The sequence below is a fragment of the Kribbella sp. NPDC023972 genome (assembly GCF_040639075.1).
GTDB lineage: Bacteria > Actinomycetota > Actinomycetes > Propionibacteriales > Kribbellaceae > Kribbella.
Genome location: NZ_JBEZZH010000001.1, coordinates 1,742,197 through 1,755,877, shown reverse-complemented (window position 1 = coordinate 1,755,877; position 13,681 = coordinate 1,742,197). Strand labels below are relative to the sequence as shown.

The 13,681-nt window shown below is 68.9% G+C and carries 9 protein-coding genes; 8 read left to right on the top strand and 1 reads right to left on the bottom strand.

Translation table 11 applies throughout. The features are described from left to right. Positions 1–62 precede the first annotated feature (62 nt). The 3 genes from AB0F43_RS08355 to AB0F43_RS08345 are packed head-to-tail and all read left to right on the top strand — an operon-like array spanning position 63 to position 7,830. Positions 63–6,395: an RHS repeat-associated core domain-containing protein gene (locus AB0F43_RS08355; protein ID WP_360472435.1), complete on the top strand. Its 6,333-nt coding sequence runs from the start codon at positions 63–65 to the stop codon at positions 6,393–6,395. A gap of 23 nt (positions 6,396–6,418) precedes the next feature. Next, complete coding sequence (locus AB0F43_RS08350) at positions 6,419–7,159, top strand: hypothetical protein (RefSeq protein ID WP_360472432.1); 741 nt, start codon at positions 6,419–6,421, stop codon at positions 7,157–7,159. Beyond that, positions 7,156–7,830 (top strand): IMP cyclohydrolase, encoded by a 675-nt coding sequence (locus tag AB0F43_RS08345; protein WP_360472429.1) that lies wholly within the window; start codon positions 7,156–7,158, stop codon positions 7,828–7,830. Before AB0F43_RS08350 ends, AB0F43_RS08345 begins: the two co-directional genes overlap by 4 nt. Here the strand turns inward: AB0F43_RS08345 and AB0F43_RS08340 are convergent. Next, on the bottom strand, positions 7,819–8,559 hold the full coding sequence (locus AB0F43_RS08340; protein ID WP_360472426.1) for a GntR family transcriptional regulator: 741 nt from the start codon (positions 8,557–8,559) through the stop codon (positions 7,819–7,821). The genes AB0F43_RS08345 and AB0F43_RS08340 overlap by 12 nt on opposite strands. 318 nt (positions 8,560–8,877) lie before the next feature. On the opposite strand from AB0F43_RS08340, the gene AB0F43_RS08335 reads away from it, so the two are divergent. The 5 genes from AB0F43_RS08335 (at position 8,878) to iolB (ending at position 13,648) form a co-directional block, all read left to right on the top strand. Further along, positions 8,878–9,864, top strand: a complete 987-nt coding sequence (locus tag AB0F43_RS08335) for a Gfo/Idh/MocA family oxidoreductase (protein WP_360472423.1) — start codon at positions 8,878–8,880, stop codon at positions 9,862–9,864. Between the two features lie 60 nt (positions 9,865–9,924). Further along, positions 9,925–10,809 carry a sugar phosphate isomerase/epimerase gene (locus AB0F43_RS08330; RefSeq protein WP_360472420.1) on the top strand — a complete coding sequence of 295 codons (885 nt, stop codon included), beginning with the start codon at positions 9,925–9,927 and terminating at the stop codon, positions 10,807–10,809. Then, positions 10,806–11,780, top strand: a complete 975-nt coding sequence (iolC, locus tag AB0F43_RS08325; RefSeq protein ID WP_360472417.1) for a 5-dehydro-2-deoxygluconokinase — start codon at positions 10,806–10,808, stop codon at positions 11,778–11,780. The genes AB0F43_RS08330 and iolC overlap by 4 nt, the downstream gene beginning before the upstream one ends. Continuing rightward, positions 11,777–12,679: a deoxyribose-phosphate aldolase gene (locus AB0F43_RS08320; RefSeq protein WP_360472414.1), complete on the top strand. Its 903-nt coding sequence runs from the start codon at positions 11,777–11,779 to the stop codon at positions 12,677–12,679. Before iolC ends, AB0F43_RS08320 begins: the two co-directional genes overlap by 4 nt. Before the next feature lie 75 nt (positions 12,680–12,754). Beyond that, the gene (gene iolB / locus AB0F43_RS08315; RefSeq protein ID WP_360472411.1) at positions 12,755–13,648 is read left to right on the top strand and encodes a 5-deoxy-glucuronate isomerase; all 894 of its coding nucleotides are present in this window, start codon (positions 12,755–12,757) and stop codon (positions 13,646–13,648) included. Positions 13,649–13,681 lie beyond the last annotated feature (33 nt).

Below are 13,681 nucleotides of genomic sequence, written 5' to 3'. Positions count from 1 at the left end.
TTAGGTCACACCGTGTCCACGCCCAGACACGGTATGAGGCCAACGCTCTGGGGGAGTGAGGCATGGTTTCGTCCCGCCCGAAAGCCATCACCGCAGGTGTCATAGCACTCGCCGTTCTGATCGGGGGCCTCGAAGCGCCACCGGCCGCGGCCGCCGATCCGCGGAAACCGGATCCGGTCTCAGCGGAGGACTCGGTGATCAGCGTCCCGGCCACAGCGGTCGAACGCCAACTCGATCCGTCCACCGCCGGCACCGGTCGGCCGCAGGCCACCCGCGCCGAGGTCAGCTGGCCGACGGCCGGTACGGCGACGGTCAGCCTGCTCGGCCGCACCCGGCCGTCGGTGTCCGCGGTGACCGTGAACGCGGTGGCCGGAAGTCCTTCGCAGGTCTCGGTCGTCGCGTATGACCGCAAGGTCGCCGAACGACTGGGCGGGCACGGCCTCGCGGTCCGGCTGACCCGAGCGGATGGCATGAAGGCCGCCGCGCCGGTCGGCGTACAACTCGATGTCTCCGGTTTCGCGCAGGCCTACGGCGGCAACTTCGAGTCGCGGCTGCGGCTGATCGCCAAGCCTGCTTGCGCTCTCACCACACCGGCCGTCGCGGCCTGTGCCGACGGCAAGCCGGTGCCGAGCCGGATCGACCTGACCCGGCACGCGCTGATCGCCACCGTGCCCGCGTCGGCCGATCAGGTCTACGTGGTGGCCGCCGCTCCGAACGGCGACGCCGGTTCCTACACGGCGACGAAGCTGTCGTCGTCAAGCAAGTGGTCGGTCGGCCTGCAGTCTGGTGACTTCAACTGGAGCTACCCGATCCCGAAGGTGGCCGCGATCTCCGGCAAGGCGCCGGACCTCGACCTGTCGTACTCGTCGCAGTCGGTGGACGGGATGACCGCGTCGGAGAACGCCCAGCCGTCGTGGACCGGACTCGGCTGGAACCTCGAAACCCCGTACCTGGAACGCCGCTACAACGGCTGCTCGGACGACGGCGGCGACACCGGTGACCTGTGCTGGGCCGGTGACCAGCTGATGTTGTCGCTCGAAGGCACCTCGTCCGAGCTGGTCAAGGACAAGGCGGCCGGCGGCGACATCTGGCGCGCCAAGCAGGACCCGGGCTGGCGGGTCGAGCGCAAGAAGGACGCGGACAACGGCGACAACGACGGCGAGTACTGGGTCGTGTCGACCCCGCAGGGCATGACCTTCACCTTCGGCCGCGGCAAGCAGGCGACCACCGGTACGGCGACCAACTCGGTCTTCACCGTGCCGGTGTTCGGCGACGACGACAACGAGCCGTGTCACCAGGGCAGTGTCGAGGACTCCTGGTGCACCCAGGCCTGGCGCTGGAACCTGGACGGCGTGGTCGATGCCCACGGCAACAGTACGACGTACTTCTACGAGACCGAGAAGAACCGGTACGCCCGCAACGGCGAGTCGGACAAGTCGACAGAGTACATCCGTGGCGGTCATGTCCGTGACATCGTCTACTCGCAGCGCTCGGGCGAGGAAGGGACGACGGCGCCCGCACGGCTGCACTTCACCACCGAACTGCGCTGCCTGGAGGCCGCGGACGGGTCCGGCACCTGTCCGGCGTTCGACCAGGACCACGCGTCGTCGTACCCCGACGTGCCGATGGACCAGGTGTGCACCGGCGACTGCACCGGGGACGAGCAGAAGTCACCGAGCTTCTTCACCGGCACGCTGCTTCGTTCGGTCGCCGCGCAACGCAGTGAGGGCGACACGTTCGTCGATGTCGACCGGGTGGACTTCACGTACTCCTTCCCGAAGCCGTCCGACGGGACCAGCGCGTCGTTGTGGCTGGAGAAGTTCCAGCAGGTCGGTCTCGGCGGATCAGGCGAGCAGGCGTTGCCGGCCGTCGTGATCGCCGGTCGCGAGTCGCCCAACCGGGTCGACGCGGCGCCTGGCAGCGGCGTACCGAAGCTGGAGAAACTGCGCGTCACCACCGTCACCGACGAGCTGGGCCGACGGGTCGAGGTCGGCTACGGCCAGCCCGACGGCTGCACGATCGACAACTTCCCCGAGGGCAAGGCCGACACCAACGCCCAGACCTGTTTCCCCGGTTGGCGGTCGAACGACAACAGCTCCGGGTTCGGCTGGTGGCACCGGTACCTGGTCAGCAAGGTCACCGTGGTCGACCAGGCCGGCGGCGCGCCTCCGCAGGTGAACGAGTACCGCTACCGCGGCAAGCCGTCCTGGCACTACGACGATGACGATGTCACTCCGACGGAGCGCAAGACCTGGAGCGACTGGCGCGGGTACGGCTCGGTCGATGTGGTGAAGATGTCCGACCCGGGCTTCCGCGGCGAACAGGCAGCGCGGCCCTTGGAGCTCACCCGCAACCTGTTCTTCCAGGGCATGGACGGCGACCGGCTGGCCGGTGGCGGCACAAAGTCGGTCGACGTGGTCGACTCCACCGGCGCCTCGGTGAAGGACTCGCCGTGGCTGCGCGGCAAGGAACGTGAGACCCAGCAGTTCCAGCTCGATGCCTCCGGCAACCCGACGTACGAGCTGGGCGGGTCGTTGCACAGCTACGTCTCGGCCAGGACCACGCCATTCGAGCAGGGCAAGACCGATCCCGACGACGACGCGCACCTGGTGGTCGAGAGCGAGTCGGTCAAGCGGGAGACCGTCCTACCGGAGTCCGGTGGCAGTCGCTCCACCCGGACCACGAAGATGACGACGACGTACGACGAGTACGGTCAGGCAACCGAGGTCGTCGACGCGGCCGGTGACGACGTCCGGTGCACCCGGACAAGCTACTCACGCGACGCCGCGACGGTCGCGGCGTGGATGCTGGCCTTCCCGTACCGGGTCCGCAGCTACGAGGGCAGTTGCTCCGCACCGAAGAGCCTGCTCTCCGCGAAGGACCAGTACTACGACGGCTCGGACACCGTGGGCGGTCCGGTCAGCAAGGGTGACGTCACCAAGACCGTGGCCGCGGTCACCGCGAGCGGGCCGAACGACATCACCAAGACCATCACGACGTCGGCCACTTTCGACGCCTACGGCCGCACCCTCACCGAGACCGATGCCAACGGCCACACCTCGAAGACGGCCTACGCCCCGGCCATCGGCCGTCCGTCGACGGTCACTGAGACCAACGCGCTGGGCCACGTCGAGGTCACCACGCTGGAGCCCGACCGCCAGCAACCTGCCACGGTCAAGGACGCCAACAACCAGGTCAGCACGACGACGTATGACCCGCTGGGCCGACTCGCCAACGTACGCCTCCCAGGCCAGGCAGCCGCCGCGCCGGACGCGAAGGTGTTCAGCTATCGGCTCGATCCGGACCACAACCAGCCGCCCTTGGTGACGACCAAGGAGTTGCAGTCCGGTACGACGTACGTCACGAAGTGGTCGTTCCTCGATTCCCAGGGACGCGAGCGTCAGGAACACGAGGTCTCGCCCGCGTCAACGGCGGACCAGCCGAAGACGATCGTCACCGACACCCGGTACGACGATGCCGGCCATGTCGCGGCGGAGTCGCTGCCAGTCGTCGTCGACGCGGTCGCCGGGAGCGCCCTGCAGGCGATCCCCGCGGACAAGGTGGTCGAGACCCGGCACAGCTACGACGCGATCGGCCGCAACACGAAGGCCGCACACTTTGCCCAGGGCAAGGAACTGTGGGCGTCGACGACCGAGTACTTCGGCGATCACCAGCGCACTACCCCACCACCCGGTGGCGTGGTGAAGACCTCGTGGACCGATATCCGCGGACGCCAGGTGAAGTCCGAGGACGGCACCGGTTCGTCGGTCGCCGCGACGACGTACACGTACTACCCGTCCGGACAGCTCGCGACGACGACGGACCCGGGTGGGCACAAGTCGACCTTCACCTACGATCTGCTGGACCGCCGGATCGAATCCGTCGACCCGGACTCCGGCCGCAGCCGGACGCAGTACGACGACGAGGGCAACGCGATCGCGACCTGGGACGCCAAGACCCTGGCCTCCGGCCGCCCTGGTCCGACGATCTCTACGCAGTACGACGCTCTCGACCGGCCGATCGCTCGATGGGCCGGACCGGCCGGCACCGGTCAGAAGGTGGCCGAGTGGACGTACGACTCGACCGAGATCGCCAACGGCATCGGCCGGGGCCTGGCCCAGACGACATTGTCCGACGGCAAGGCGTTCACCCGCGCCGCGACCGGGTACGACGCCCGGGGCCGGATCACCGGTCGCCAGTGGACGTTCCCGCAGGGCGTGGGCGGCCTGCTGCACGGGTCGTCGTACACGATGACGTACGGGTACGACGAGGCCGACCACCTGGTCTCGAAGACCTATCTCGATCCGGTGCTCGGTGCGCCCAAGGAGACGATCACCACCGGGTACGACAACCTCGGCAATCCGACGACGCTGTCCGGTGAGCTGACCGATTCGCTGACCGGGAACACCCACACCGATCCCTACGTCGGCTCGACCTCATACGCGTCGGACGGAAAGCTCGCCGGGCGTGAGTACGCGAATGCCCATCACTCGCTGCGGCGCGCGTACTCGTACGAGCAGCAGACGCAGCGGCTGGCGCGGATCCAGACCATCGTGGGCAACCCGCTCACCGGCGAGGACAAGACCGAGCAGGACGACGGCTACAGCTGGGACCCGGCCGGCAACATCCAGCGCATCACCGATGTCACCGGGCCCAAGCCGGTCGCGACCTGTTTCGACTACGACGGCCTGAACCGGCTCAGCCATGGCTGGACGACGTACCAGACCGACTGCTCGGACGGCTCCTCGAAGACCGTGCACGACGGTCCCGCGGGCTTCAACCAGGCCTGGACCTACTCCCCGGACGGGAATGTCACCTCGGCCACGTCGCTCGGCCACACGAAGCAGTACACGTACGGCGACCCCGCGCATCCGCACGCGGTGACGCGGGCCGGTGCGGAGTCGTTCAAGTACGACGCGAACGGCGCGATGATCGAGCGGCCGGGGCTGCTCGGCGGACTGGTGCCGACCCAACTGGCCTGGAACGCCCAGCAGCAGTTGGAGTCCGAGACCAGCACGCTGGTGAGCAAGACGCAGTTCGTCTACGCGCCCGACGGCACCCGGATGGCGCGGGTCGACCCGCTCGGCGTCACGGCCGTGCTGTACATCGACGGCGAGGAGATCACAGTCGTCGCCGGTGTGATCAAGGCGGCCAACCGGTTCTACGAGCAGGCCGGTGTGTCGATCGCCGTCCGCCAGACCCTCGGCAACGTGGTCTGGCAACTGAACGACACGCAGGGCTCGGCACAGATCTCGGTTGCCGACGGCACCGGTATCGCGGCCCGGACCTATTACTCGCCGTACGGCGAGATCCGCAATCTGCTGCCCGCGTTGCCCACCGAGCACGGCTGGCTGGACAAGATCAAGGATCCATCGACCGGACTGAACGCGCTGGGCGCGCGGTACTACGACGCTTCGCTCGCGCGGTTCCTGTCGACCGATCCGGCCAGTGACGGGTCATCGGCCCAGGCCGCGAACCCGTACTCGTACGGCGAGAACAACCCGATCACCTATGTGGACCCGACCGGGCTGTGGAGCCTGTCCGGCGCCTGGAACGCGGTCAAGAGCGGTGTCAGCAAGGCGGTCGACTGGGTCGATGAGAACAAGGGCCTGATCACCAATATCGCCGTCGGCATCGGTGTCGGCATCGCGATCGGCGCAGTGTGCGCCACCGGTGTCGGTTGCCTCATCGCGGCAGGTGTCGCCGCCGGTGCGGCCGGCGCCGCCGCGGGTTACGGGGTCGACGTCGCCGAAGGGAAGAAGGACTTCTCCTGGGGCGGCCTGGCGACCGAGGTCGGGGTCGGTGCCGCAGTCGGCGGTCTGACCGCGGGCATCGGTGCCGGACTGGGTGCGGGCGCACGGGCCCTGGCCAACACGACCGCGGGCAAGGCGGTGACCGCGGCGGCCAGCAAGGCCGGGACGGCGGTCGCCAACTCCGCGGCTGGGATGGCGGTGCAAGGCGCAGCGAAGGCCGTGACCGGTGCGGTAAAGGTCACCGCGGGCAGGACCGCGGGCAAGGTCGCGGCGGTCGCACGACAGGCAACCGGACGGATCCAGCCCAGGGTCGCACGGGACGTCAGCGTCAACCCGAAGCCGCCAGCTGCCTTGCCTCTCCGGCGCCCGATCGGCACCAGCCCGACCCAGAACGCCCAGCTCCAGAACGACATCCAGGCGCTCCGGGCCCGGGGCGCGACCGACTTCCGGGTCAATCAGCAGCAGGTCAACATCAATGGGGAACGGGTCGGCGTCAACCGGCCGGACCTGCAGTACACCTTGAACGGCAGGCGACACTACGCGGAGTACGACACACCGGCGTCGAACCGCGGTGGGCCTCACAAGGCGAGGATCATCGCCAATGACCCGACGGCCAAGGTGCACCTATACACCGTTCCATGACAGTGATTGAGGAGAATGGTGGAGTGATCACACTTCTCTCCGACCAGTACGCGCCGACCACCTCGAGGTTCGGGTTTCTCGAGGTGCCGTTGGAAGTGGCAGGGGAGGGGCTGCTGGCGTGGCGCCGGCAGCTCCACGGGCGAGCGAAGGCGACACCGGTGGGCGGGAGCCTGCCCGAGCTGCTCGACCGGCTGCCACCGCTGACCGGCGGTGTGCGGCCGCGCGAGCTTCTCGTCGGCACGGTCGGTGACCGCTGGACGGCGTACTTCGACTGTGGGTTCCAGGGCACCGACGCGGTGAGCACGGTCGGATACCTGAGCGAGAACCTGAAGTGCCAGGGCGTGGCGCTCGACTCTACGCCGCACACCCTCGGCACGTCGCTGGAGACGCCGGGCCGCTACGGCGCGGTGCAGTTCGAGCTTTTCGGACCGCTGCAGACCGATTTCCTCAACTACGTCCGGACGATCTCGGCATCCCATGACGGCAGCAGGTGGAGGTTCGACGAGAGCGGTACCGTCCAGGCCTTCGAGGAGACCGACCGGTATCAGGCTCGCAAGGTCCGGGACAAGTTCACCTCCGAGATGCTCGCCGCCTACACCGCCGCCCTCGGCATCCACGCCTTCGACGAGAACTTCTACGCGGGGCAGGGCCTGTTGATCGAAACGAAGGTCAAGGTCCCCAGGGGCGGCAAGTCCATGTCCCTCGAGGACACCCAGAAGTTCTGGGGGATCGTCCCCGGCGCTGCCGATCGGCTCCCGGGATGAGGTCACTGCTGGAGGCTGCCGGATCGACGGAGTATCCGGGGCGTGGGCTTGCCGTGGGTCGCGACGAGGACGGCGTGGCGTTCATCGCCTACTGGCTGACCGGGCGGAGCGCGGCGTCGCAGCAGCGGCGGTTGGCGGTGGGTGAGTGGGAGATCGTGGTCGAGGATGTCTCGGGCGGTGCGAGGGACGACCTGCGGCACTACACCGCCGCCGTCCGGGCGGCCGACTGGGTTGTCGTCGGCAACGGGACACAGGTCAGCGAGTTGGCCTCGGCGCGACGATCGGGGACCGATCTTCAGCTGGCGCTGCGCGATCACGCGTATGAACCGGATCTGCCGATCCGCACGCCGCGGATCTTCGCGACCGCGTCGACCGACGGGACCGGGGTGGTCGTCGGTTCGGCCCGGGCAGTTCCCGGCGCGGAGGACCTGGTCCAGCATCCGTCGCTGTACCTCGCGCAGTTGCCACCGGCAACGGCCGTCACAGTGAAGACGTACGTGGGGGACGTTGCCGACGTGGTCGCGGACGGTGTCCCGGAAGTCGTTTCCTGCCAGGGTTCCTGGCAGTCGGTCGCGGGTGTCTGGGACGTGCTCGAGCCGTCGTTGCGGGTGGCGCTCCTCGTGGTGCCGCTGAACGCGCCGACCTTCGAGCCGGCGATCCTAGCGTTCTGACACGATCACGTCGACGGAGTACTGGTCGGCGCGGTAGCAGTGGTCCCCGAACTCGACCGGCCTGCCGTCGGCGGCGTACGCCGAGCGGGTCATGGTGACGAGTGGCTCGGCCTTGGACATGTGCAGGGTACGGCGCTCCTCGGCGGTGGCGTTGCGGGCGCCGATGCGCTGACGGGCGACCGTCGGCCGGATCCCGCGCGCCCGGAGTACGGCGTACAGGCCGGTGCTGGTGAGCTGTTCCAGGGTCAGGTCGTTGAATGCCGGAGGCAACCAGTTGCGCATGATCGCGAGTGGCAAGTCGTCGGCGTACCGGAGCCGGACGATCGCCACCAGGGGAGTCCCCGGGGGTAGCTCGAGGACCGCGGCGGCGCGGTCGTCCTGGGCTTCGCAGTCGAGGGAGAGCACCTCGGTCCGCGGTGTCCGGCCCTCGCGTTCGAGGTCGTCGTACAGGCTGGTCAGCTCGGCCTTGCGGTGCACCATCTGGTTCGCGACCGTGGTGCCGATACCGCGGCGGCGGACCAGCAGGCCCTGGTTGACCAGCTCCGAGATGGCCCGGCGGACGGTCGGCCGGGACAGGTTGAGCCGGTCCGACATGCCGATCTCGTTCTCGAACGCGTCGCCGGGACGGAGCTTGCCCTCGGTGATGGCAGCGGTCAGCTGCTCGGCGAGCTGGTGGTACAGCGGCACCGGGCTCGACCGATCGAGCTGGATCGGCAAGGCGCCGGTCATGGGGCCTCCCGGCCTGGACTGACGAGGGGAGGGCGGGAGCCTACGGCCCCACGACCCGCCGGTGCCGGAGGCCCGGCCAAAGGCACAGTGACGAGGGAAGGGCGGGGGTCAGAGCCCCATGACCCGCCGCGCCGGAGGCGTGGCATCAGTACGGTCATGGCGGGATGTTACAACAGCAAGGTATGTATGTCTCTACGTGAAAATGTGTTAACAAAGCATTGACACCAACTTCGCGGCCGGGAAAGCTGGCGAGCAGCCAGCGCGCCGTCCCGTGGGGACCCGGCGCGCCTGTCGGATGCCGAGGAGAGGGCTGCGCGGATGCGGATCGGGTTGGTCGGGGTGGGTCGGATCGGGGCGTTCCACGCCGCCACCTTGAAGGGATTGCCGGCGGTGGAGCAGGTGGTGGTCGCGGATGCCGACCCGAGCCGGGCCGAACTGGTCGCCAAGGATCTCGGGCTGGAGGACGCGCCGGATGTGGACGCGTTGCTGGCGAGTGGGCTGGACGGCTTCGTCATCGCCGCCGCGACGTCGGCGCACGCGGACCTGATCGCGGCCGGTGTCGCCGCCCGGATCCCGACGTTCTGCGAGAAGCCGGTGGCGATCGACCTGGACGACACACTGCGCGTCGTCGAGTTGGTCGAGGGTTCCGACGTACCGGTGCACATCGGTTTCCAGCGCCGGTTCGACGCCGGGTACCAGGCGGCCGCGGCGTCGGTGCGCTCCGGTGAGCTCGGTTTCGTCCACCACATCCGGGCGAACACGAACGACGCGTTCCCGCCGCCCGCGGAGTACATCCCGACCAGCGGTGGGTTCTTCCGGGACTGCACCGTGCACGACTTCGACATCATCCGGTTCGTCACCGGCCGCGAGGTCGTCAGCGTGTTCGCCACCGGCGCGAACCGCGGCGAGACCTTCTTCGGCGCGTACGGCGACGTCGACGCGGCGGCCGCGTTGCTCACGCTCGACGACAACACGTTCGTCTCGGTCAGCGGCACCCGGTACAACGCCGCCGGGCACGATGTCCGGATGGAGGTCCTCGGCAGCCTCGGCTCGCTCGCGGTCGGCCTGGACGAGCACACCGCGCTGCGGTCGGCCGAAGCCGGTGTCACGTTCCCCGGCGGCCAGCCGCACGCCACCTTCATGGACCGCTTCCGGGCGGCGTACGTCGCCGAGCTGACCGCGTTCACCGAGGTCGTCGCCGGGACCCGCGAGGTCCCCTGCACGGTCCGGGACGCCTACCAGGCATTCCGGATCGCCGACGCCTGCGAACTGTCCCGCCGCGAGAACCGCCTCGTCCACCTGTGATGCCTTCGACCGCAGACTCGTCCACTCGTGAAGCCTTCGACCGCAGAGGAGATCGGCCCGATGACTGACCTTGTACTCCGGATCGCCGGAGCCCCGATCTCGTGGGGTGTCTGCGAGGTCCCAGGGTGGGGCTGGCAGTACGACCCGGAGACGGTGCTCGCCGAGATGCGCGGCGTCGGTATCGCGGCCACCGAGTTCGGTCCGGACGGCTTCCTCCCCGCGGATCCGGCCGAGAAGGCGAAGACGCTCGCGGATGTCGGCCTCCGTGCGGTGGGTGGATTCGTCCCCGTCGTACTGCACGACCCGTCACATGACCCGGCTCCCGAGGTCGCCACGGCTTTGCAGGGGTTCGTGGCCGCGGGAGCGACCACACTGGTCCTCGCCGCGGCGACCGGCCAGGACGGGTACGACGAGCGCCCGGTGCTCGACGAGACCGGCTGGAGCACGTTGCTCGGCAATCTCGACAAGCTGTCCACTCTCGCGGCCGCGAGCGGCGTTGTGGCGACCATCCACCCGCATGTCGGGACCATGGTAGAGAACGCCGACGACGTCGACCGGGTACTGCGGGGGTCGTCGATCGGACTCACTCTGGACACCGGCCACCTGCTCATCGGGGGTGTCGACCCGGTCGCGCTGACCCTCGAGCACACCGGCCGGATCAAGCACACGCACCTCAAGGACGTCGACGCTCAGTGGGCCGCGAAGGTCCAGTCCGGTGAGGTCTCCTACACAGACGCCGTACGCCAAGGCATGTACCGCCCGCTCGGTGCGGGCGACATCGACCTGACCACGATCGTCGCCACGCTGGAGAACTCCGGCTACCGCGGCTGGTACGTCCTCGAACAGGACACCATCCTGCAGTCTCGCCCCACCGACGAAGGCCCCCTCACCGACGTGCGCGCCAGCATCGCCCACCTCCACACCATCGCGGAGCCCCTGTCATGACTGCTGAGACCCAGACAGCAGGCCAGTCCGGACCGGACGAGGTTCTCACCATCGGGCGGATCGGGGTGGATCTGTATCCGCTGCAGGTGGGAACCCACCTGGAGGACGTGGAGAGCTTCGGCAAGTTCCTGGGTGGGAGCGCCACGAACGTGGCGGTCGCGGCGGCTCGGCACGGTCGGCGGTCGGCGGTGATCAGCCGGACCGGCAACGACCCGTTCGGCACCTTCATCCACCGCACCTTGCGCGAGCTCGGTGTCGACGACCGGTACGTGGCCCCCGTCGAGGGTCTGCCGACGCCGATCACCTTCTGCGAGATCTTTCCACCGGACAACTTCCCGCTGTACTTCTACCGGTTCCCGAAGGCTCCGGACCTGGAGATCTTCCCGTCCGAGCTCGACCTGACCGCGATCCGGGACGCGAGCATCTACTGGTCCACCGTCACCGGGCTGTCCGCGGAGCCGAGCCGCTCGGCCCACTTCGTCGCGTGGGAAGCGCGCGAGCGCCGCCCGCTGACCGTGCTCGATCTCGACTACCGGCCGATGTTCTGGGCCGACCCGAGTGAGGCGCATGAGCAGGTCAGCCGCGCGCTGGACTACTGCACGGTTGCCGTCGGCAACCGTGAGGAGTGTGAGGTGGCGGTCGGCGAGACCGACCCCGACAAGGCCGCGCAGGCGCTGCTCGACCGTGGCCTCGACCTGGCCATCGTCAAACAGGGCCCGAAGGGAACCCTGGCCCGGACCCGCGACGAGCGGGTCGAGGTGCCGCCGTTCCCGGTCGACGTGGTCAACGGTCTCGGCGCCGGTGACGGCTTCGGCGGTGCGCTCTGCCACGGATTGCTCGCGGGCTGGCCGCTGGAGAAGGTGATCCGGTTCGCCAACACGGCCGGCGCGATCGTCGCGTCCCGGCTCGAGTGCTCGACCGCGATGCCCACCGAGGCGGAGGTCCTGAGCCTGCTGGGTGAGCAAGCATGAGCGACATCAGAGCGGGACAGTCCCTCGACCACCTGACCGAGCTGCGGGTGCGGCATCCGGAGCGGATCGGCGAGGCATGGCAGCAGCGGCGTCGCCGCGAGCTCGTCGGCGCCGACGGCCGGCTGCTGATCGTCGCGGCCGACCACCCGGCCCGCGGCGCCCTGGGGGTGCGCGGTGACCGGATGGCGATGGCCAGCCGCCCCGCGCTGATCGACCGGCTGACGACCGCGTTGGAGCGGCCCGGTGTCGACGGCGTCCTGGCGACCCCCGACGTACTCGAAGATCTGCTGCTGCTGGGCGCGCTCGAGGGCAAGGTCGTCATCGGCTCGATGAATCGCGGTGGCCTGCAGGGCTCCGCCTTCGAACTGGACGATCGCTTCACCGCGTACCGGTCGGCCGACGAGATCGCCGCTCGCCGGCTCGACGGCGGCAAGATGCTGACCAGGATCGACCTGGCCGACCCGGGCACCGTGGCGACGCTGGAGAGCAGCGCGGTCGCGGTTACCGGGCTGGCCGAGCACAAGCTGATGGCGATGGTCGAGCCGTTCTGGTCGACGCGTACGGACGGCCGGGTGACGAACCAGCTCGACCCGGACTCGGTGATCAAGTCGATCCACATCGCCTCCGGTCTGGGCGCCACCAGCGCGTACACCTGGCTCAAGCTCCCGGTGGTCGACGACCTCGAGCGGGTGATGGAAGCAACGACGTTGCCGACGCTGCTGCTCGGCGGTGACCCGACGGTCTCACCCGAGGAGACGTACGCGTCGTGGGGCAAGGCGCTCAGCCTTCCTTCGGTCCGTGGCCTTGTCGTCGGCCGCGCGCTGCTCTTCCCACCCGACGGCGACGTTGCCGCAGCCGTCGACCAAGCCGCCACCCTCGTCCACGGAGGTGCCGCATGACCGAGCATCGCGAGGGAATCAAAGACACAGCCCGGCTTGTGCCTCATGGGCGCCCGGAGCGAAGCGAGGACGTCCATGAGTAGGTGGTTCAGGCCCGCCGGTACGACGGCACGCGACGGCTTCGAGGTCATGGTGCGTCCGGACGAGCAGGACTGGCATCACACCGGCCTGTCGATCCGCACGCTGCTGCCCGGCCAGTCCGTCCAGATCGACACCGAGGACTGCGAGTACCTCGTTCTCCCGTTGAGCGGCTCGGCCGAGGTGATCGTCGAGGGGGAGACCGTCCCGCTCGCCGGTCGTGCCGACGTCTTCGCCGGCCCCACCGACCTGGCCTACGTTCCTCGCGGTACGACGGTGGCGGTCGTCAGCCCGGGTGGCGCCCGCATCGCGTTCCCGCACGCGAAGGCCGCGAGTGACCACCCGTTCCGGCGCATCGGGGTCGAGCAGGTCGAGACCGAGTTGCGCGGCGCGGGTGTCGCGTCCCGCCAGGTCCGCAACTTCGGTACGCCGGCTGTCCTCGAGGCCGACTCGATCATCGCCTGCGAGGTGCTGACTCCGGCCGGCAACTGGTCGTCGTACCCACCGCACAAGCATGACGAGCACAGGCCGGGCAAGGAGAGTGAGCTCGAGGAGATCTACTACTTCGAGCTGCAGCTCTCCGAGGCCGCCCCGGAAGATGTCAAGGGCAACGACCCGATCGGCTATCAGCGCGTGTACGGCACCGAGGACCGCCCGATCGACGTGCTCGCGGAAGTCCGCAGCGGTGATCTGGTGCTGGTCCCACATGGTTGGCATGGTCCTGCTATGGCGCCTCCTGGCTATGACATGTACTACCTGAACGTGATGGCCGGCCCCGGTACCGAACGCGAGTGGTTGATCACCGACGACCCGCGGCACGGCTGGGTCCGCGAGCTCTGGGCCACCCAGTCGATCGACCCCCGTCTCCCGTTCGGGGCGAGCCATGAGTAACTCATCCGACCCGCGCCTCGGCGCACACTTCTC